This window comes from Chromatiales bacterium 21-64-14 (genome assembly GCA_002255365.1).
In the GTDB taxonomy this organism is placed as follows: Bacteria; Pseudomonadota; Gammaproteobacteria; order 21-64-14; family 21-64-14; genus 21-64-14.
This window is the reverse complement of record NCBI01000017.1, coordinates 40041-60098: the sequence shown is the minus strand read 5'-3', so window position 1 is coordinate 60098 and position 20058 is coordinate 40041. Positions and strand designations below refer to the sequence as shown.

Sequence of the window (20058 nt, the reverse complement as noted above, 5' to 3'; positions counted from 1 at the left end):
CCGGTGGCGCCAGCGCGGGGTGGTTCAGACGTACGTCACTTCCAGGATTTCAAATTCCTTCACACCACCCGGCGCATGCACCGTGGCCACGTCGCCCGCCTCGCGTCCGATCAGCGCGCGCGCGATGGGCGAGGTCACCGAGATCATGCCGTACTGGATATCCGCCTCGTCCTCCCCGACGATCTGGTAACGGACTTCGACATCGCAGCCCGACTCCATCAGACACACCGTGGCACCGAACACAACCTTGCCATTTGGGTTGACGGTGGACAGGTCGATGATCTGGGCGTGCGACAACTTCGACTCCAGGTCGGCGATACGCCCTTCGATGAAACTCTGTTGCTCACGCGCCGCGTGGTACTCCGCGTTTTCCTTGAGGTCGCCGTGGGCGCGGGCCTCGCTGATGGCGTTGATCACCTGGGGCCGCTCCACGCTTTTCAGTCGCTGAAGCTCCTCGCGCATGCGCTGCGCGCCGCGCACCGTCAATGGCACCTTGTTCATAAGCTCGCCTCCCGGTGTAGTTCCTGCAGGCGGTTGACATTGTCCACATCCAGGTACCCGAGCGCCAGGCACGTCGCGCGGGCGCCCGCCAGGGTAGTGGTATAGCTCACCTTGTGCTGCAAGGCCTCGCGCCGGATCTGGTAGGAGTCGGCGATCGCCTGCTTGCCCTCGGTGGTGTTGATGATGAGGCTGATCTCGTCGTTCTTGATCATGTCCACGATGTGAGGGCGTCCCTCGGTGACTTTGTTGACCCGAGTGCAAACGATGCCGGCCTGTTCCAGCACCTGCGCGGTCCCGCGCGTGGCATGGATCTCCAGCCCGTGGGCGACGAGACACCGTCCCAGGTCAACGACCCCGGGCTTGTCCGCGTCGCGCAGGCTGACAAATACCCGCCCGGTGCGCGGTAGATCCACGCCTGCGGCGAGTTGTGCCTTCGCGAACGCCTCGCCGAAGCTGGTGCCTATACCCATCACCTCTCCGGTGGATTTCATCTCCGGACCGAGCAGCGGGTCCACGCCCGGAAACTTGATGAACGGAAACACCGCTTCCTTGACGGAGAAGAAGCGCGGCACGATTTCCCCCGTCACACCCTGTTCGGACAGCGTACGCCCCACCATACAGCGCGCGCCAATCTTCGCAAGAGCCAGCCCGGTGGCCTTGGAGACGAACGGCACGGTGCGCGAGGCCCGGGGATTGACCTCCAGGATATATACCTCTCCCTCCTGGATGGCAAACTGGGTATTCATCAACCCGACCACCTTGAGTTCACGGGCGAGCTGCACAACCTGCTCGCGCATGCGGTCCTGCACCGCGATATCCAGGGAATAGGGCGGCAAGGAGCAGGCGGAATCTCCGGAATGGACCCCCGCCTGTTCGATGTGCTCCATGATCCCGCCGATGACGACGTCGACCCCGTCGCACATGGCATCCACGTCCACTTCCACCGCGTCGGACAAAAAGCGGTCCAACAGCACCGGGCACTCGTGGGAGACCTGGACCGCATCGCGCATGTAGCGCCGCAGGTCCTCTTCCACGTAGACGATCTCCATGGCGCGCCCGCCCAGCACGTAGGACGGCCGGACCACCAATGGATAACCGATCTCTCCCGCCAGACGCACCGCATCCTCGATGCTGCGCGCGGTACGGTTGGGCGGTTGGCGCAGCTCGAGCTTGTGCAGCAGCCGCTGGAAACGCTCGCGGTCTTCCGCGAGATCAATGGAGTCCGGCGAGGTGCCGATGATCGGCGCGCCGTTGGCCTCCAGGGCGCGCGCAAGCTGCAGCGGCGTCTGGCCGCCGTACTGGACGATCACCCCCTTGGGTTGTTCCTTGTGGATGATCTCCAGCACATCTTCCAGGGTAAGGGGCTCGAAATACAGGCGGTCGGAGGTGTCGTAGTCAGTGGATACGGTCTCCGGGTTGCAGTTGACCATGATGGTCTCGTAACCGTCTTCGCGCAGCGCCAGCGCGGCATGCACACAGCAGTAGTCGAACTCGATGCCCTGCCCGATCCGGTTCGGTCCGCCGCCCAGCACCAGGATCTTGTCCCGCCCGCTGGGGGCCGCCTCGCACTCCTCCTCGTAGGTGGAATACAGATACGCGGTGCTGGTGGCGAACTCCGCGGCACAGGTATCCACGCGTTTATATACCGGGCGCACGCCGAGGGCGTGACGCCGTTCGCGCAGTGCATCTTCGCGGGTGTCCAGGAGCCGGGCCAAACGCCGGTCCGAGAACCCGCGGCGTTTCAGGTCGTAGAGGCGATCGCGGTCAAGGTCTTCCAGGCGCTGGCCGCGCAGCTCACCCTCCAGCGCGATCAACTCTTCGATCTCCGTCAGGAACCACGGGTCGATGGCGCTGAGTCCATGGACCTCGTCCAAGGTCCAGCCAGCGCGGAACGCGTCTGCGACATACAGGATCCGGTCCGGCCCCGGCTCGTGCAACTCCTGGCGCAGCTTCGCCTTCACCTCCTCCGGATCCTGAGCAACGATGCGTTCGTCGAATCCGTCGATCCCGATTTCCAGCCCGCGCAGCGCCTTCTGCAGCGACTCCTGGAAGGTGCGCCCGATGGCCATCACCTCGCCCACCGACTTCATCTGGGTGGTAAGTCGGGGTTTGGCCCGAGGGAACTTCTCGAAGGCGAAACGCGGGACCTTGGTGACGACGTAATCGATGGTGGGCTCGAAGGAGGCCGGGGTGGCGCCCCCGGTGATCTCGTTGCGCAGTTCATCCAGGCTGTAGCCCACCGCCAGCTTGGCCGCCACCTTGGCGATCGGAAAGCCAGTGGCCTTGGATGCGAGGGCCGAGGAACGCGATACCCGCGGGTTCATCTCGATCACCAACATGCGTCCGGTCTCCGGACTGATCGCGAACTGCACGTTGGACCCGCCGGTATCCACCCCGATCTTGCGCAGCACCGCGATGGAGGCATCGCGCATGCGCTGGAATTCCTTGTCAGTGAGGGTCTGCGCCGGCGCCACGGTAATGGAGTCCCCGGTGTGCACCCCCATGGGGTCCAGGTTCTCGATGGAACACACGATGATGCAGTTGTCCTTGTGGTCGCGCACCACCTCCATCTCGAATTCCTTCCAACCCAGCACCGATTGCTCCAGCAGCACTTCGTGGGTGGGCGACAGGTCCAGCCCGCGCTCGCAGATCTCCACGAACTCCTCGCGGTTGTAGGCCACGCCGCCGCCGCTGCCGCCGAGGGTAAAGGACGGGCGCATGATGGTCGGGAACCCGATCTGGGCCTGCAACTGCATCGCCTCTTCCATACTGTGCGCGAGCGCCGCGCGCGGCACTTCGAGCCCAATTTCGATCATGGCGCGGCGAAACAGCTCCCGGTCCTCGGCCATGTCGATGGCCGCGCGGCTCGCCCCGATCATCTCCACACCGTAGCGCTCCAGCACCCCTTCCCGCACCAGGTCCAGGGCGCAGTTGAGGGCCGTTTGCCCGCCCATGGTGGGCAACAGTGCGTCGGGGCGTTCCAGCTCGATGATGCGCGCCACCACCGGCCAGCGAATCGGCTCGATGTAGACCGCGTCGGCGGACTCCGAATCGGTCATGACGGTGGCCGGATTGGAGTTCACCAGGATGACCCGGTAACCCTCCTCCCGCAGGGCGCGGCAGGCCTGCACCCCGGAGTAGTCGAATTCGCAGGCCTGCCCGATGACGATAGGCCCTGCCCCGATGATCAGGACGCTCTTGATGTCGGTGCGTTTCGGCATGCGCTAAACCAGATTCAGGCGTTGAAAACGAAGCACGATCGCGGCAAGGCGGTGACATCCGCGCCGCCCCACCCAGCCTTCGTCGGTACCGTGCCCGGACCACCGGGTCCGTAGGGCTCCGGCGCGGCGGCAAGGTGCCGGCCCGCGCAGCACCCCGGGGTCTGTTCCGGCATCCGCATCATGGTGCCTCCGCGCGCGGCTCATCCGGCGCGCCCATGCATCAGCTCGATGAAGTGACCGAACAGCGGCGCCACGTCGTGGGGTCCGGGGCTCGCTTCCGGGTGTCCCTGGAAGCTGAACACCGGACGCGTGGTGTGGTGCATGCCCTGCAACGACCCATCGAACAGGGAACGGTGGGTGGGACGCAGGACCGGCGGCAGCGTCGCCTCGTCCACCGTGAACCCGTGGTTCTGGCTGCTGATCATGACCCGTCCGGTATCCAGATCCAGCACCGGGTGGTTGGCACCGTGGTGGCCGAATTTCATCTTCGCGGTGCGCGCGCCGCAGGCCAGTCCCAGGAGCTGGTGCCCGAGACAGATACCGAACACCGGGATACCCGTGTCCACCAATGCGCGGATGGCCTCGATTGCGTAGCCGCATGGCTCCGGATCGCCGGGACCGTTGGAGAGAAACACCCCGTCCGGATTCAGGGCCAGTATGTCCCGGGCCGGGGTCTGCGCCCCCACTACCGAGAGCCGGCAACCGTGGTCCACCAAGACCCGCAGGATATTGCGCTTGGTGCCGTAGTCCACCGCCACGACGTGGTACGGCAAGGCTTCCGCGTCGGGATCCTGGGCCGCCGGCAGGTCACTCTCGATCCGCCAAGTCCCCTGGGTCCAGGTATAGGGGTCGCGGGTCGTCACCACCCGGGCCAAGTCCATGCCCTTGAGCCCCGGGAATGCCCGCGCCGCCGCGTGAGCCGCGTCCGGGTCCAGTCCGTCGCCGGCCTGGATGCAGCCGTTCAGCGCACCCTTCTCGCGCAGCAACCGGGTCAGGCGACGGGTGTCGATGCCGGCGATCGCGACGATGCCGTGATCGCGCAGGTAATCGCCCAACGCCCGGGTGCTGCGCCAGCTGCTGGCCCGCGCCGGCAAATCCCGCACCACCAGGCCGCTGGCATACACCGTCCCCGATTCCTCGTCGGCCGGGTTCGTGCCCACGTTGCCGATATGCGGGCAGGTCAGGGTAACGATCTGGCGGCAATAGGAAGGGTCGGTAAGGATCTCCTGGTACCCGGACATGGCGGTGTTGAACACCACCTCGCCGACGGTCTGACCCGGGCTGCCGATGGCCTCACCGCGGAACAGACTGCCGTCTTCCAAAGCCAGTAGGGCCGGGGTACGCAAAGTGCCTCCTCCAATGAGCCGGTCCCGAAGGGCGCGCGTCCCGCAGAACAGCCCTGCCGCTCGTGGATCTTCCGCTGCCTGCTGGACGGACCTGCGGCAGCAAACGCTGCGCGCAGACGCGCACAGCGGGAAGAGGCCTCAGATCCCTTCCCGCTCCCATGAGTTCCGTGCTCGTTACCGTGACGCCGCTGGAAATCGGTGGAATTTTACTGGATGGAGTGGGGGGTGTCCATGTGATTGCGGGGATATCCGGGCGCGCCGGCACCTCAGCGCAGATCCAGTACGTCCTGCATATCGAACAGGCCGTTCTCCCGGGCCATGAGCCAGCTGGCCGCACGCAGCGCACCCCGGGCAAAGGTCATGCGGCTGCTCGCCTTGTGGACGATCTCCACCCGCTCCCCAGGGGCCGCGAACATCACCGTGTGCTCGCCCACGATGTCCCCGGCGCGGATGGTCTCGAAGCCGATCGCCTTTGGGTCCCGGGGGCCGGTATGGCCCTGGCGCCCATACACCGCGCACTGGGCCAAGTCCCGGCCCAGTGCGCGGGCCACGACCTCGCCCATCGCCAGGGCGGTCCCGGAGGGGGCATCCACCTTGTGGCGGTGATGGGCCTCAATGATCTCCACGTCCACCTCGTCTCCCAGCACCCCGGCGGTCAGGGCCAGGAGCTTGAGGCACAGGTTCACCCCCACGCTCATATTCGGGGCCATCACCACCGCGATCTCCCGGGACGCGGCGCGCACCTGTTCCCGCTGGGGCGAATCGAAGCCAGTGGTACCGATGACGATGCGCCGCCGCGCGGCGCGGCAGATCTCCAGGTGCGCCAGGGTTACCTCCGGGCGGGTGAAGTCCACCAGCACGTCGAAATCCCCGGCCACCCCGGCCAAGTCTGCGGTGACCGGTACCCCCAGGGATCCCACGCCCGCCAACTGGCCTGCGTCCATACCCAGGACTTCGCTGCCCGGACGCTCGGTGGCCACGGTGCAGCGCAGCCCCTCCGACGCGGCGGCGGCCTGAATGAGGGTGCGACCCATGCGCCCTGTGGCGCCAGCGATGGCGACTCTAGTCATGAGGGTTTGGTATCCGCGGATATATCCGGAGCTGAATCCGGGTCAGGGGCCTTAGAGGATAACAGGACCACCGCCCACCCGTCAGCGGATCCTTAAAGTCGGGGTCGTCAAAACTTCACGTTCTCAAAGAATTTCTTGACCCCATCCAGCCACGAACTCTCGCGCGGGCTGTGGCGGTTACCTCCGCCGCGCACCTCCGCCTCGAACGCATGCAGCAACTCCTTCTGGTGCTTGGTGAGGTTGACGGGGGTCTCCACTGTGACCCGGGCCAGCAGGTCGCCGGCGGCACCGCCCCGCACCGGCGTGACCCCCTTGCCGCGCAGCCGAAACAGCTTGCCGCTCTGGGTCTCCGGCGGGATCTTGAGGATCACCCGCCCGTCCAGGGTCGGGACCTCCAGTTCGCCGCCCAAGGCCGCCGTCACGAAGCGGATCGGCACCTCGCAGGCCAAGTCGTTGCCTTCCCGGGTGAAGATCGGGTGCGGTTGTACCCGGACCTGCACGTACAGATCTCCGGCCGGCCCGCCACCCTCGCCCGCCTCCCCTTCCCCCGAGAGCCGGATCCGATCCCCGGTATCCACGCCGGGGGGCACCTTCACGGAAAGGGTCTTCTGTTCCTGAACCCGCCCGTTGCCGTGACAGGTGGGACAGGGATCTTCAATCACCGTCCCGGCCCCGTGGCAGCGCGGGCAGGTCTGCTGGATGGAGAAGAAGCCCTGCTGCATGCGCACCTGCCCGTGGCCGGCGCAGGTGCCGCAGGTACTGGGCTGGGTGCCCTTGCGGGCGCCGCCACCGCCGCAGCTGCTACAGGTCACGAAGGTGGGAACCCGGACCTTGACGGTGGTACCGAATACCGCGTCCTCCAGAGACAGATCCAGGTTGTAGCGCAAATCGGAACCGCGGCGCGCGCGGCTGCCGGCGCCGGTCCGTCCACCGCCACCACCACCAAAGATATCCCCGAAGATATCACCGAAGATGTCGCTGAAGCTGGCCCCGGCGCCCGCGGCCCCGGCGGCCCCGACCCCGCCGCTTAGTCCGGCGTGTCCGAACTGGTCGTAGGCAGCGCGCTTGCGCGGATCCGCAAGGACCTCATAGGCCTCCTTGGCCTCTTTGAACCGCTCTTCCGCCGTATGGTCTCCCGGATTGCGATCCGGGTGGTATTTCATGGCCATGCGGCGATAGGTCTTTTTGAGGTCCGCCTCCGAGGCGTTGCGACTAATTCCCAGGACTTCGTAATAATCGCGTTTGGACATGATTCAGTGCGTCTTTTCCAAGGTCATCAATGCGCGGAGCGGCATGGCATGCATGCAAGGGCGCCCCGCTCCCGCCTCAATGAACAGCCCCCGCAACGCCGCGCGGCCAACGCATCCCTGGACCCCCGCACCCGCCGGGGGCCGGGTCGCCGGCCGCGCCACGAAACGCATAGTCAGGTTACTTGCGATCTTCCTTCACTTCCTCGAATTCGGCGTCCACCACATCATCGTGCTGAGCGGACTCGGACTGCGCCCCGTCCGCAGCGCCGCCGTGCGCCCCGTCAGCGGCGCCCCCGGGCTGGCCGCCGGACTCCTGGCCCTTCTGTTGGTACAGGCGTTCGGCGAGTTTGCCCGAAAGTTCAGCGAGGCGCTGGCTCTTGGACTCGATCTCCGCCTTGTCCTCGCTCTTCAAGGCCGCCTGCACGGCACTGATGGCCGCCTCGATGTCCTTGCGCTCCGCCGCGTCCGCCTTGTCTCCCAATTCCTTGAGGGTCTTGGTGGTGGCATGAACCAGGTTGTCCGCATGGTTGCGGGTCTCCACCAATTCGTGGAAACGGCGATCCTCGTCGGCGTGCGCCTCGGCGTCCTTGACCATGCGCTGAATCTCATCCTCCTTCAGCCCGCTGGAGGCCTTGATGACGATGGACTGTTCCTTGCCGGTAGCCTTGTCCTTGGCCGACACATGAAGGATGCCATTGGCATCGATGTCGAAGGTCACCTCGATCTGCGGCACGCCCCGCGGCGCCGGCGGCAGGCCCGCCAGATCAAATTTGCCGAGCGACTTGTTGGCAGAGGCCATTTCGCGTTCACCTTGCAGCACATGCACGGTAACCGCGGTCTGACTGTCATCGGCGGTGGAAAACACCTGATTCGCCCGGGTCGGGATCGTGGTGTTCTTTTCGATGAGCTTGGTCATGACACCGCCCAGCGTCTCGATCCCGAGGGACAGGGGCGTGACATCCAGCAGCAGCACGTCTTTTACTTCACCGGTGAGCACCGCGGCCTGTACTGCGGCACCCACTGCCACCGCCTCGTCCGGGTTGACGTCCTTGCGCGGCTCCTTGCCGAAGAAGGACTTCACCGTCTCCTGAACCTTGGGCATGCGGGTCTGCCCACCCACCAGGATGACCTCCTGAATATCGCTCACGCTCAACCCGGCGTCCTTGAGCGCGGTCTTGGTCGGATCCACGGTACGGGCAATGAGGTCCTCCACCAGGGACTCGAGCTTGGCCCGGGTGATCTTGTAATTCATGTGCTTCGGGCCGGCCTGGTTGGCGGTGATATAGGGCAGATTGACCTCGGTCTGCTGGGTGGAGGAGAGTTCGATCTTGGCCTTCTCCGCCGATTCCTTCAGGCGCTGCATCGCCAACGCGTCGCCGCGCAGGTCGATCCCCTGTTCCTTGTGGAACTCGTCCACCAGATAGTCGATGAGGCGGTTGTCGAAATCCTCGCCGCCCAGGAAGGTGTCGCCGTTGGTGGCCAACACCTCGAACTGCTGTTCGCCGTCCACCTCCGCGATCTCGATGATGGAGATGTCGAAGGTGCCGCCGCCCAGGTCATAGACGGCAACTTTCTGATCGCCCTTCTGCTTGTCGAGACCGTAGGCCAGCGCCGCCGCGGTGGGCTCGTTGATGATGCGCTTGACCTCCAGACCCGCAATGCGGCCGGCATCCTTGGTGGCCTGACGCTGGGAGTCGTTGAAGTAAGCGGGCACCGTGATTACCGCTTCTTTGACCTCCTCCCCGAGATAGGCCTCTGCATCCTTCTTGATCTTCATCAGCACCCGCGCGGAGATCTCCGGCGGCGCCATGCGCTTGCCGCGCACTTCCACCCAGGCATCACCGTTGTCGGCCTTGCCGATCTTGTAGGGCATCAGCTTGATGTCGCGCTGCACCACCTCTTCATCGAAGCGGCGGCCGATCAGGCGCTTGATGGCAAACAGGGTGTTGTGGGGATTGGTGACCGCCTGGCGCTTGGCGGGCTGCCCCACCAATACCTCCCCGTCCTCGGCGTAGGCCACCACCGACGGCGTGGTGCGTGCCCCCTCGCTGTTCTCGATCACCTTCGGCTTGCCGGCCTCCATCACCGCCAGGCACGAGTTGGTGGTCCCGAGGTCTATCCCGATCGTCTTTGCCATGGTTCGCGCTCTCCAGCTCCAATACCCGAAATTTTCGAAGGTTCGTCCGCCCACTCCAGGGCAAGCCGACGTGTTACCGGTAAGGTGTGGTCAGGATTCCGTTTTTCAAGGCCCTGTCATGGTGGCTCAGCCGTTCCCCGAGGCCGCCTTGGACACGATGACCATTGCCGGGCGGATCAGGCGATCATTGAGGGTGTACCCCTTCTGGACCACGTTGAGGACCGTGTTGGGCTCCAGGTCGGCGCGCTCCTGCATGGCCATGGCCTCGTGGTAACTGGGGTCGAAGCGCGTACCCGCCGGGTCCAGGGCGCGAATACCGAATTTCTCGAACACCTGGCTCAGCAGCTTCAGGGTGAGCTCGCTGCCCTCCTTGAGTTTGCCCGCATCCACGACACCTTCCTGGGCGACACTCAGCCCCATTTCCAAGCTATCACGCACTGCCAGCAACTCCGTGGCGAACTTCTCCACGGCGTACTTGTGGGCGTTCTCCAGCTCCCGTTCGCTGCGCCGGCGGAAATTCTCCATCTCCGCCTTGAGCCGGAGGAACTGGTTCCAATGCTCCTCCGCCTTGGCCCGCGCCTCCTCCAGCAGGGACACCAACTCCGCCACCGGACGCTCCTCCAGGGGGCGTTCCTCCAGTGCAGTCCCGGAGTCAGATCCGGCCTCGGTGCCATTGCCGGCGGATCCGGCCGCCGCTGTCGACCGGTTTTCCTCATCTTGCATGCCATTTCCCCCGCAGCTTCATGAATCCTAAACGGTAGATAAGGGCGCTTAACGTGGATTCAAGGCCGCACTCAAAAGCTTGGCGGTGGCGTCCACCAGAGGGATCACCCGCTCGTAGGCCATCCGGGTGGGCCCAATCACCCCGAGCACGCCGAGCACGCGGCCGTCCACCGAATAGGGCGCGGTAACCACGCTGCATTCATCCAGCACCTGGTATCCGGACTCCTCGCCGATGAAGATCTGTACCCCGTCGGCGTGGGCGCATTGATCCAGCAGGTGGAGGATCTCGCGCTTCTGCGTGAACGCCTCGAAGAGCTGCCGCAGCCGCCCGACGCTTCCAGTAAGCTCATTGAATTCCATAAGATTATTCTGGCCGGCCAATACATAGTCCCCGTGCTGGGGGGTGGGTGTGAAGGCCTTCTCCGCCATATCCACAGCGGTGCGCATGATACGGTCCATATGTTCCCGGGCGACGCCCATCTCCCGGATCAACTGCCGCCGCACCCCGTCCATACCCTTCCCGGCGAAGTTCTGGTTCAGGTAATGGGCGGCCTGTTCCAACTCCGAGGCGCTATAGGCCCGCTCGGTGTGGATGATCCGATTCTCCACATTGGCCTCGTTAACCACCAGGATCGCCAGCACCCGTTTGCCAGACAGGGGCAGGAATTCCACATGACGCAGGGAATCCTCCCCGGGACGTGGCAGGGTCACGACGCCGGCCATGCGCGTGATGGCCGACAGCAGACCGGACGCCACCGCCAGCACGTCCTCGGTGCGCCCGGCACCGGACGTGGCCAGGGAATGGCGCAATGCCTCCAATTCCTCGGATTCCAAGGACCGCACCGTCAGCAGGGCATCCACAAAAAACCGGTAACCACGCACGGTGGGGATACGGCCGGCGGAAGTATGGGGGGACTGGACATAGCCCAGATCTTCCAGATCGGCCATTACGTTGCGGATCGTGGCGGAACTAAGGTCCAGGCTCCGGTTCCGGGACAAGGTACGCGAACCTACCGGCTCGCCCTGGCTGATATAGTGCTCCACCAGGGCCTTGAGCACCTGTTGGGCGCGATCCCCCAGGCCGGGATCCCCAGAGTGTCCGGTTTTACTCGCCACGGCGCGATCAGGCTCCCGAATCAAGGATTTGTTAGCACTCTTAAGGGTAGAGTGCTAACATCCCGCTGTCAACGGCGCAGGCATCCGATACCGGCGCCCGTAACGTAGCGACCGGCATGGCGTTCACTCGATCCAGGCACGACCCGCGATGACGGAACGGTTCCAGACCATCGGGCTCATCGGCAAGCAGGGGGACCCCAGGGTGGTGGGCGCCCTGCAGGCCATCCGGGCGTACCTGAAAGATCAGGGACGCACCGTGCTGTTGGACGACGGACTGACGGAACTGCCCGGCCCATGCCCTCATCCGCGGGTCAGCCGCGCCGAACTCGGGCAGCGCTCCGACCTGGCGATCATCATCGGCGGCGACGGCACTCTGCTCAGCGCTGCCCGCAGCCTCGCCGACGACGACGTCCCCCTCCTCGGGGTAAACCTGGGGCATCTGGGATTCCTGGTGGACGTGTCTCCCGAGGAAATGACCCAGCGGCTGGCGGAGATACTCGCCGGGCGCTACCGCGAGGAACGCCGCTTCCTGTTGCGCGCCCGCGTCCTGCGGGACGGCGATACGGTGCTGGAGAGCGACGCCCTCAACGACGTCGTCCTGCACAAGGGTGGCGTGGCACGCATGATCGAATTCGATACCCTGCTGAATGGGCGCTACCTGTACACCCAGCGTTCCGACGGGCTGATTATCTCCACGCCCACCGGTTCCACCGCGTACGCCCTGTCCGGCGGAGGGCCGATCCTCCACCCGACCCTCGATGCCATGGTGCTGGTGCCGATCTGTCCCCACACCCTGAGCAACCGCCCCATTGTGGTCAGTGCCGACAGCGAGGTACAGATCGTGGTGAAACACGGGGATGACGTGGCGCCCCACGTCAGCTGCGACGGGCAGATCAACACGGAGCTGCGTTGCGGCGACCAGATCTCCGTGCGCCGCAAGGAACGGGCCATCCGCCTGCTCCACCCCATCGACCACGACTATTTCGAGATCCTGCGCGCCAAGCTCGCTTGGGGACGGACGCCGGAGAACCGTTAGCCCGCATGGTTCATGAAGGCTCTCGGAGAATGGCATGGTTTGCGCCCCGGCGTACCGCGATACCCGAACTGGCCTGACTGCGGCATAATCCTGGGGAGAGCCCAGCGAAACCTGCCATGACCGCCAACCGACCCGCATCCCAACCGTCCCGCTGCAGCACCACCCGCAACGCCGCCCGGCCGCGGCACCCGCACCGCGTCATGTTCACCGTGGCATCACGCAAGCCCCCATGCTGACCCAGATCCAGATCCGCGACTTCGCCATCATCGAGGCCCTGGAGCTGGAACTGGCACCGGGCCTGACCGTGCTCACCGGCGAGACCGGCGCCGGCAAGTCGATCCTGGTCGGCGCGGTGGGCCTGGTCCTCGGGGACCGCTCGGATCCGGACACGGTGCGCAACGGCGCGGAACGCGCCGAGGTCAGCGCCGCCTTCGACGTGTGCGCCAACCCGGCGGCGCGCCGCTGGCTCCAGGAGCAAGATCTCGAGTCCGGGGACGAATGCCAGTTGCGCCGCGTGGTGTTCCGGGAGGGACGCACGCGCGCCTACATCAACGCCCGCCCGGTCCCGCTGCAATCCCTCAAAGACCTGGGCGCCTGTCTGGTGGACATCCACGGCCAGCACGAGCACCAGTCCTTACTGCGCCCCGACGTTCAGCGCGCCTGGTTGGACGGGTTCGGCGGCCACCTCGCCCTCGCCCGCACGGTGGACCAGACGTACCGGCGCTGGAAGGAACTGGACCGGGAGCGCACCGCACTGCTGGAATCCGCAGCACAATTCGCGGCCCGCGCCGAGCTGTTGCGCTATCAGGTGCGGGAACTGGAAACCCTGGCACTGACAGCGGAGGAGATTCCCGCCCTGGACGACGAACACCGGCGTTTGGCCAACGCCGGGCGGCTGCTGGAGACCGGCCGCGAGGCCCTGGACACCCTGTATGAGGACGAAGAAGCTTCCCTATCCACCCGCTTGAACCGCGTGCTGGCGGCGATCCAGGGACTCCAGAATCTGGATGGACATCTCGCTGGCATCGCCGAATATCTGGAGAACGCGCGCATACAGATGGACGAGGCGGGCAGCGAGTTACGCCGCTATCTGGACCGGCTGGACCTGGACCCGGCACGGCTGCGGTGGGTGGACGAGCGCCTGGCCACCATCCACGACCTGGCCCGTAAACATCGGGTTGCGCCCGAAGCGCTGCCGGCGCTCCTGGAACAGATCCGCGCGGAATGGCAGGCAGTGGAACACGCCGACCAGCGCCGCGATGCGCTGGAACAGGAAGTGGCCGCGGCCCGCGACGACTTCGAAAAATCGGCCCGCGAACTGAGCCTGCGCCGCGCCGAGGCCGGCGCCCGGCTCACGCAGCGGATCAGCGCGGCAATGCAGGAGCTGGGCATGCCCGGCGGGCAGTTCCAGGTCGAACTCGCGCCTTTACCCGACGGCGAGGCCGCGGCCAGCGGGCGCGAGCGGGTGGAGTTTCTGGTGAGCGCCAATCCGGGCGAACCGGTGAAGGCGCTGCGCAAGGTGGCGTCGGGTGGTGAACTGTCGCGCATCAGCCTGGCGATCCAGGTCACCGCGGTGGACGAAGGCGCGTTGCCCAGCCTGATCTTCGACGAGGTGGACAGCGGCATCGGCGGCGGCGTGGCGGAGACCGTGGGACATCACCTGCGCGCATTGGGCCGGCATCACCAAGTATTGTGCGTCACCCACCTGCCGCAGGTGGCCTCGCTGGCCCACCACCATCTGCAAGTCACCAAGCGTTCCACGCGCCAGTCCACCCATACCCAGATCCGCGGCCTCAGCGCGGCGGAACGTATCGGCGAGATCGCGCGCATGCTGGGGGGGCTGGAGATCACGCCGCAGACCCTGGCCCATGCCGAGGAGATGATCCAGCGCGCCCAGGGTTAAGAACTGCGGGCAGCGCAAATCGCGGGACGGGACCGGCTCCTGGAAGTCCCGCGCCGTGGACCCCGCCGTGGGACACCCGATCGGGGTGTGACGGCGGGGACCAGCCGGGCGGTCCTCAGTGCTTGCCCGGCGCGAGCGCCACACCGCGCCGTTGCTGGGTAATGTAGGCCTGCAGGGCCACCATGCGCGGGTCGTCCAATGCCAGCGGCTTGCTCTGCAACGGGTTCATGATGCACCAGTTGATCATCTCGCCGAGCACCACCACCCGTCCGAGCTGCTTCTGGAACTTGGGGTAGGTCTCCGGATGGATACCCGCGGCATCCGGGTGACACTGGTCGCAGGACACCGTGTTCTTGCTGTCCAGGCCACCGTGGAACAGCTGCTCACCCTTCTTCACCACGGACATGTACTCACCCTGCCAGCGTACCAGGTCCTGCTGGGTGAACTCGTCACCCCAGGCCACGGTCGCAGCCCCAGCCAGCGCCGCTGCGCTGAGCGCCGCCAGCAGCCGTTTGCCCCGCACTCCCCGTCTCCTGCTGTTCATGGGTCGTTCCTCCTCAATCAATAGTGGGTCTGGGGCGGGATGCGCCGGTCCTCGGCCTGGAACACCGTGTCCACCGGGTGGCCCAGGGCCGCATCGTAGGCCACCACCCGGTTCTGGTTGTCCGGCAGCAGGTAGTGGGCGTCCACATGACCCGTGTGCAGGTTGATGAACTGCCATCCGGTCCCGTCGCGCTCGAAGAACGGGTCGGCGCGGTCCATCGGCACCGTGAGCTTGGGCAGATGGCTGGGCGCCTGCGAGAAGGACTGCGGGTAGGGCCACGGCCAGGCGGTGGCCATGGCGGAATGGAAACTGATGTTGCCGATCTGGTTGTACTGGATCTGGTGGACATGGCCGTAGAGGACCGTGACCTTCTTGAACGGCTTGAGCAGCGCCTGGACCTGTTCCGCGTCATCGGTCCAGAAGTTCCAGCCCTTGTAGATCTTCTGCAGCGGGGAGTGCGAGAACACCACCAGCGGGGTGTCGACGCTGACCTTCTCCAGTTCCTTGCGCAACCACTCGCGCTGCGCATCGCCCACCATGAACGGCGACCCGTGCGGGTTGTCCAGCCGCGCCATCTGGTGCATGCGCTCCGCCGCGCTCGGCCAGCGGTGATAGGTCCATTCGTCGTAGGTCAGGATGCTGTTCAGGACGATGAAATGGACGCCCTTGTGGTCGAAGCTGTAGTGGTCCCGCCCGAGCTTGCTGCGCCAGTACTTGCCCAGGTCCAGGTAATAGTCATGCTCGCCCATGACGTAGCGGGCCTTGCCACGCAGCCCGGAGAGGATCTCCAGGCCATGGTCGATCTCCTCGCGCTTGCCGAGCTGCGCGATGTCGCCGCCGTACATGATGAAGTCCGGCCGCGGGGTCAGCAGATTGGCCTCGGCCACCGCCTGGATCAGGCCCCGGTCCCAGTTGCGCACGAACTCCTTGCCGCGCACGTGAGTAATGTGGCTGTCGGAGATATAGGCGAAGGTGAACCCCTGCTCCTTGCTGTCCTTGCCGTACGCGATCTCCACCAGGCTCATGGGTAGCGCGCCGGCGGCGAGCAACGCGCCGCCACGCTTGAGGAAGTCACGTCGGTTGATGGGTTTCTTCATGGCTGCCCCCTTCAGTGTGCGGCCGGTTTGCGGCTGGCAGCCGGCCCCGGAACCCGCTTGACGTACTGTGGACTGGTGAGCGCCTCGAGGAACGCGACCAGGTCGGCCTTCTGCCGCTTGGAGAGATTCAACGGGCGAATGCCACCGCTCTGGAAGTCGTCCACCGGATCGCTCTCGCGCAAACGCCCGCCGTTGTTGTAGAAGTCCACCACCTCCTTGAGGGTCTTCAGGCTGCCGTCGTGCATATACGGCGCGGTGCGTGCCACGTTGCGCAGGGTCGGGGTCTTGAACGCGCCGATCTGCGTCAGGTTCTCGGTCACCGCGAAGCGCCCCATCTCGGACATGTCCTTGCTGGTGAGCACCGTGACGTCGACGTTCGCGCCGCCGCGCTTCGCGGTGATGAACTGCTCAGCGAGGCGGTTCTCCTTGCCGCGTATGCGCTTGAAGCCGATACCGATGTTGTGGAAGCGGTTGTCGGTGAACAGCGCCTGGGTCTGCTCGATGGTGTGACAGGACACGCAGCGCCCCTGATTGACGAATACCTCGAGGCCGCGAATCTGCGCAGGCGTCATGGCGTGGCGGTCTCCACCGTAGTAGTAGCGGTCGAAGGGACTGTCGCCGGACACCAGGGTGCGCTCGAAGCTCGCGATCGCCTGGGCGACCTCGGTCATGGTGATCTCCTCGCCGCTCTTGCCGAACACGCGCTGGAACGCCGCCGCGTAGGCCGGATCCGTGCGCACGATCTTCAGGATCGGCCGATGGTCCTTCAGCCCCATCTCCACCGGGTTCACGAACGGCTGCTGGGATTGGCCTTCGAGATCCGGTTCGCGCCCGTCCCAGAACAGCGTCTTCATATACGCTGCGTTCACCACCGTCGGTGCGTTGCGGGTGCCCTTGAGCCCGTGGATACCCTGGGAAACCTTCAGTCCGTCGGTAAACACCAGCTCTGCCTTGTGACAGTTGGCACACGCGACCTGCCCAGTGCTGCTGAAGCGCTTATCGTGGAACAGCCGGTCGCCGAGTTTGATCTTCTCCGGCGTCTGGGGGTTGTCTGCCGGTATCGGTACCGGTGGAAGCCCCAAGGGAGCCGCCAGCGCCGCCGGCCCGCAAATTGCCAGCGCGACCGCGCAGGCCGCACCGATATGCCCTGTTCGCTTGGCCATCATGGAAGGTCCTCCCTTGCTCGCACACGGGCCAGTGCCGGCCCGCCCCACGCCCCACCGGCACTCCCGCACCGGTCTTAGAATTAGAATTGGTCTAGCGCCAATAGGCGCCGACGCATCACCCCTTGCAATTGATTGTGTCAATCGGTCGGGCTGGCGCCCGCGCCGGCGCGACACCGGCCGGGGCCCGGGCGGCCACTTGTCGAATCGCGCCGGCGAGGCGCAGCATCTGGCGGCCCAGCTCCACGATTTCGCGCGCCGCGGGCGTATCCCAGATACCGCGGCGCTCCCGGTCGAACAATTCCAGACCGAGATAGGTCTCCATACGCCGCAACTGCAGGCTCAGGGTGGATTGGCTCACGCAACAACGCTCGGCGGCGCGCCCGAAATGCCCGGCATCCGCCAGCGCAATGAGATATTGAATCTGTCTAAGTGTCATGCTGCCGACTCCGCTCCCCGACGAAGTAGCCGCCGCGCAGGTAACCAACGCGAAACAGCGCTCCCTTTGTTTCGCCTTGCACCGCGCCGGATTACACTACCCCCAACCTGTGCCGCTCGCTCAAAGCATGGCACAAACGCGGACCGCTTGGGCGGCCGCCCAAGCGGGTTATCCGTAACCTAAGCCCTACGGCGCGGGCGCGGGAAGCTAAATTTTCCAATCCACCCGATAGGCGTAAACTATACAAGGCTCGGGACCAGGTCGTGGGATCGTGCCAGGAGGCGCATTCGTGACGTTGACCGAACTCCGCTACATCGTGGCCTTGGCCCACGAGCGCCATTTCGGGCGCGCCGCCGAGCGCTGCTTCGTCAGCCAGCCAACCCTCAGCGTGGCGGTGCGCAAGCTAGAGGCCGACCTGGGGGTGTCGATCTTCGAACGGGGTGCCGGCGAAGTGTCTTTGACCCCCATCGGCGAGCGGGTGATAGCCCAGGCTCAGCGCGCCCTGGAAGAGGCCGATGCGGTCAAGCAGGTGGCGCAGACCGGGGGCGATCAACTCGACGGCCAACTGCGCATAGGGGCCATCTACACCGTCGGCCCCTATCTGTTTCCGGCCCTGATCCCGATCCTGCGGCGGCGCACGCCATCCATGCCCCTCATCGTGGAGGAGAACTTCACCGCGATCCTGGTGGAGAAACTCAAGCAGGGACAACTCGACGTGATCGTGATCTCGCTGCCGTTTGCGGCCCCCGGCATCCTGACCCTGCCCCTGTACCGGGAGCCCTTCGTGGTCCTGATGCCGGCATCCCACCCGCTGATCGAACGTTCTTCCATCCGCGCGGCGGACCTGAAGCACGAGACCATGCTACTGCTGGGCGCAGGACACTGCTTCCGGGATCAGGTCATCGAGGCCTGTCCGGCCTGCGCACCCCGCGGAGATGGCGGCGAGGCCCGCGCGGTGGAGGGCAGTTCCCTGGAGACCATCCGGCACATGGTGGTATCCGGAATCGGCATCACCGTGCTGCCGTGCTCCGCCGCCGGTGCCGACCGCTACGCACGCCGCCTGCTGGCGATACGGCGCTTCGCGGGCAAAACGCCAAGCCGCGACGTGGCCCTGGCGTGGCGCACCACATTCCCGCGTCCGAAGGTCATCGACGCGCTGCGCGGGGCGATCGCCGCCTGCCAACTCAGCTGCACCAGCCCGATCGCCGATCCCCAGCGCAGGGGAAGCGCCAAGGCCGACGCGCGGCCTGGAAAGAAGGCCCGAGCACGCTGATCAAAGCCGGCGCCGCGCCGGCGCCGCGCCCGCGTCGCACGCAGGCCGTGGGCAGGGCGACGGGTCAGAGGTCCGCAACGATACGCGCTAGGAGCGGCGGGTCCGCAGCGCGGCTTACCCGTGGTTCAGCCGGCATCCTGGCAGCGCCGGCAGATGCCATAGATATAGAGGCAATGATCGGTCATGTCGTAGCCCTGCTTCTCGGCGATCGTCCGCTGGCGGGACTCGATGACCTCATCCACGAACTCGTCCACGCGCCCGCAACGTACGCACAGGATGTGGTCGTGGTGGGCTCCCTGGTTGAGTTCGAATACTGAGTGCCCGCCTTCGAAGTGATGGCGCGACACCAGGCCCGCAGTCTCGAACTGGGTCAGCACCCGGTACACCGTGGCCAACCCGATCTCGTCCCCATCCTCCAGGAGCAGTTTGTATACATCCTCCGCCGTGACGTGGCGAGCCTCGCCGCGCTCCAGGATCTCCAGGATCTTGACCCGGGGAAGGGTCACCTTGAGCCCGGCCTTCTTGATGTCCTGGGATTCCATGATCCGTACCACCCTGTCCTGCCTGCTATCGTGAAAAGCCGGGCCGGTTCCGCTATGATCGGGCGCCAGATCCAGCAGCAATGGCCATCAGATGCAAAAGCTTCTCATTTCTATCCTACTCTGCGCAAGCCTCGCGCTGACGGCCTGCTCCATCGACCGCATCCCGTGGGTCCATAGGATCGACATCCCCCAGGGCAATATCGTCACCCAGCGCATGGTCAACCAGCTGAAACCGGGGATGACGCACGCCCAGGTGCGGTTCATCCTCGGCACTTCCCTGACACTGGACCCGTTCCAGGCGGACCGCTGGGATTACGTCTACATGAACAAACACCCGAACGGGAAAATGGACGAATCCCGGGTAACCGTGTTTTTCCATAACGGACTGCTGGCCAAGGTCGAAGGAAATCTGCGGCCCCAACCCCATGCGGCGCCGGCCCCGCGGCGCGAGGTCATGGTGGAGGTACCCCCCAAGACCGTGGTTCACAGGGGGCTCCTGGTGAAATTCTGGTTGTGGATACGCCAGAAGGGGTAAGTCCTCGGAGCCCGCCGAACGGCGCACTCGACAGAGAGAAACCGGGAAATCCAGGACGGTCCCAATCGTTGGAGGCGGATCGCACACGTCATCCGACGCACTCGCTGGAACCTCGCGGGCCAATCTAACGCCGCCGCGCTCACCACCCGAGCACCGGGATAT

General features: G+C 65.5%; 17 protein-coding genes. 4 read left to right on the top strand and 13 right to left on the bottom strand.

The window, feature by feature from the left end:
• Positions 1 to 24: 24 nt before the first annotated feature.
• From B7Z66_09500 to B7Z66_09465, 8 genes are all read right to left on the bottom strand, one after another.
• On the bottom strand, positions 25 to 501 hold the full coding sequence (locus B7Z66_09500; protein OYV76297.1) for a transcription elongation factor GreA: 477 nt from the start codon (positions 499 to 501) through the stop codon (positions 25 to 27).
• Positions 498 to 3722, bottom strand: coding sequence for a carbamoyl phosphate synthase large subunit (gene carB, locus B7Z66_09495; protein OYV76296.1), 3225 nt, complete (start codon positions 3720 to 3722; stop codon positions 498 to 500). The genes B7Z66_09500 and carB overlap by 4 nt, the downstream gene beginning before the upstream one ends.
• A gap of 200 nt (positions 3723 to 3922) precedes the next feature.
• A complete protein-coding gene (locus B7Z66_09490) occupies positions 3923 to 5068 on the bottom strand; it encodes a carbamoyl-phosphate synthase small subunit (protein ID OYV76295.1) in 1146 nt (381 codons plus the stop codon).
• Positions 5069 to 5334: 266 nt separating this feature from the next.
• Positions 5335 to 6138, bottom strand: coding sequence for a 4-hydroxy-tetrahydrodipicolinate reductase (locus B7Z66_09485; protein ID OYV76294.1), 804 nt, complete (start codon positions 6136 to 6138; stop codon positions 5335 to 5337).
• 107 nt (positions 6139 to 6245) lie between these two features.
• Positions 6246 to 7388: a molecular chaperone DnaJ gene (locus tag B7Z66_09480; protein OYV76293.1), complete on the bottom strand. Its 1143-nt coding sequence runs from the start codon at positions 7386 to 7388 to the stop codon at positions 6246 to 6248.
• Positions 7389 to 7566: 178 nt separating this feature from the next.
• The gene (locus B7Z66_09475) at positions 7567 to 9525 is read right to left on the bottom strand and encodes a molecular chaperone DnaK (protein OYV76292.1); all 1959 of its coding nucleotides are present in this window, start codon (positions 9523 to 9525) and stop codon (positions 7567 to 7569) included.
• 126 nt (positions 9526 to 9651) lie between these two features.
• A complete protein-coding gene (locus B7Z66_09470) occupies positions 9652 to 10248 on the bottom strand; it encodes a nucleotide exchange factor GrpE (GenBank protein ID OYV76291.1) in 597 nt (198 codons plus the stop codon).
• Between the two features lie 48 nt (positions 10249 to 10296).
• Positions 10297 to 11328, bottom strand: coding sequence for a heat-inducible transcriptional repressor HrcA (locus tag B7Z66_09465; protein OYV76307.1), 1032 nt, complete (start codon positions 11326 to 11328; stop codon positions 10297 to 10299).
• A gap of 184 nt (positions 11329 to 11512) precedes the next feature.
• On the opposite strand from B7Z66_09465, the gene B7Z66_09460 reads away from it, so the two are divergent.
• Both B7Z66_09460 and B7Z66_09455 read left to right on the top strand, forming a co-directional pair.
• The gene (locus B7Z66_09460) at positions 11513 to 12400 is read left to right on the top strand and encodes an NAD kinase (GenBank protein ID OYV76290.1); all 888 of its coding nucleotides are present in this window, start codon (positions 11513 to 11515) and stop codon (positions 12398 to 12400) included.
• A 229-nt stretch (positions 12401 to 12629) separates the two neighbouring features.
• Entirely contained in the window at positions 12630 to 14303 is a 1674-nt protein-coding gene (locus B7Z66_09455) for a DNA repair protein RecN (protein OYV76289.1), read from the top strand.
• 115 nt (positions 14304 to 14418) lie between these two features.
• Here the strand turns inward: B7Z66_09455 and B7Z66_09450 are convergent, their stop codons facing one another.
• The 4 genes from B7Z66_09450 to B7Z66_09435 all read right to left on the bottom strand — a co-directional run bounded on the left by B7Z66_09450 (position 14419) and on the right by B7Z66_09435 (position 17546).
• The gene (locus B7Z66_09450; GenBank protein ID OYV76288.1) at positions 14419 to 14847 is read right to left on the bottom strand and encodes a cytochrome C; all 429 of its coding nucleotides are present in this window, start codon (positions 14845 to 14847) and stop codon (positions 14419 to 14421) included.
• Between the two features lie 17 nt (positions 14848 to 14864).
• Positions 14865 to 15944: a serine/threonine protein phosphatase gene (locus B7Z66_09445; protein OYV76287.1), complete on the bottom strand. Its 1080-nt coding sequence runs from the start codon at positions 15942 to 15944 to the stop codon at positions 14865 to 14867.
• Between the two features lie 11 nt (positions 15945 to 15955).
• The gene (locus tag B7Z66_09440) at positions 15956 to 17107 is read right to left on the bottom strand and encodes a cytochrome-c peroxidase (protein OYV76306.1); all 1152 of its coding nucleotides are present in this window, start codon (positions 17105 to 17107) and stop codon (positions 15956 to 15958) included.
• A gap of 118 nt (positions 17108 to 17225) precedes the next feature.
• Positions 17226 to 17546 (bottom strand): hypothetical protein, encoded by a 321-nt coding sequence (locus B7Z66_09435; protein ID OYV76286.1) that lies wholly within the window; start codon positions 17544 to 17546, stop codon positions 17226 to 17228.
• A gap of 289 nt (positions 17547 to 17835) precedes the next feature.
• Here B7Z66_09435 and B7Z66_09430 point away from each other — a divergent pair, with 289 nt between their 5' ends.
• Complete coding sequence (locus B7Z66_09430) at positions 17836 to 18819, top strand: LysR family transcriptional regulator (protein OYV76285.1); 984 nt, start codon at positions 17836 to 17838, stop codon at positions 18817 to 18819.
• A gap of 125 nt (positions 18820 to 18944) precedes the next feature.
• Here B7Z66_09430 and B7Z66_09425 read toward each other — a convergent pair whose 3' ends face one another.
• Positions 18945 to 19361 carry a ferric iron uptake transcriptional regulator gene (locus B7Z66_09425; protein OYV76305.1) on the bottom strand — a complete coding sequence of 139 codons (417 nt, stop codon included), beginning with the start codon at positions 19359 to 19361 and terminating at the stop codon, positions 18945 to 18947.
• 91 nt (positions 19362 to 19452) lie between these two features.
• Here B7Z66_09425 and B7Z66_09420 point away from each other — a divergent pair, with 91 nt between their 5' ends.
• Positions 19453 to 19896 carry a hypothetical protein gene (locus B7Z66_09420; GenBank protein ID OYV76284.1) on the top strand — a complete coding sequence of 148 codons (444 nt, stop codon included), beginning with the start codon at positions 19453 to 19455 and terminating at the stop codon, positions 19894 to 19896.
• The last annotated feature ends 162 nt before the right edge of the window (positions 19897 to 20058 follow it).

Excerpts from the sequence above, each read along its gene's own strand:
- B7Z66_09500 (OYV76297.1), bottom strand. The coding sequence starts at position 501 with ATGAACAAGGTGCCATTGACGGTGCGCGGCGCGCAGCGCATGCGCGAG.
- carB (OYV76296.1), bottom strand. The coding sequence starts at position 3,722 with ATGCCGAAACGCACCGACATCAAGAGCGTCCTGATCATCGGGGCAGGG.
- B7Z66_09485 (OYV76294.1), bottom strand. The coding sequence starts at position 6,138 with ATGACTAGAGTCGCCATCGCTGGCGCCACAGGGCGCATGGGTCGCACC.
- B7Z66_09480 (OYV76293.1), bottom strand. The coding sequence starts at position 7,388 with ATGTCCAAACGCGATTATTACGAAGTCCTGGGAATTAGTCGCAACGCC.
- B7Z66_09475 (OYV76292.1), bottom strand. The coding sequence starts at position 9,525 with ATGGCAAAGACGATCGGGATAGACCTCGGGACCACCAACTCGTGCCTG.
- B7Z66_09470 (OYV76291.1), bottom strand. The coding sequence starts at position 10,248 with ATGCAAGATGAGGAAAACCGGTCGACAGCGGCGGCCGGATCCGCCGGC.
- B7Z66_09460 (OYV76290.1), top strand. The coding sequence starts at position 11,513 with ATGACGGAACGGTTCCAGACCATCGGGCTCATCGGCAAGCAGGGGGAC.
- B7Z66_09455 (OYV76289.1), top strand. The coding sequence starts at position 12,630 with ATGCTGACCCAGATCCAGATCCGCGACTTCGCCATCATCGAGGCCCTG.
- B7Z66_09450 (OYV76288.1), bottom strand. The coding sequence starts at position 14,847 with ATGAACAGCAGGAGACGGGGAGTGCGGGGCAAACGGCTGCTGGCGGCG.
- B7Z66_09445 (OYV76287.1), bottom strand. The coding sequence starts at position 15,944 with ATGAAGAAACCCATCAACCGACGTGACTTCCTCAAGCGTGGCGGCGCG.
- B7Z66_09440 (OYV76306.1), bottom strand. The coding sequence starts at position 17,107 with ATGGCCAAGCGAACAGGGCATATCGGTGCGGCCTGCGCGGTCGCGCTG.
- B7Z66_09435 (OYV76286.1), bottom strand. The coding sequence starts at position 17,546 with ATGACACTTAGACAGATTCAATATCTCATTGCGCTGGCGGATGCCGGG.
- B7Z66_09425 (OYV76305.1), bottom strand. The coding sequence starts at position 19,361 with ATGGAATCCCAGGACATCAAGAAGGCCGGGCTCAAGGTGACCCTTCCC.
- B7Z66_09420 (OYV76284.1), top strand. The coding sequence starts at position 19,453 with ATGCAAAAGCTTCTCATTTCTATCCTACTCTGCGCAAGCCTCGCGCTG.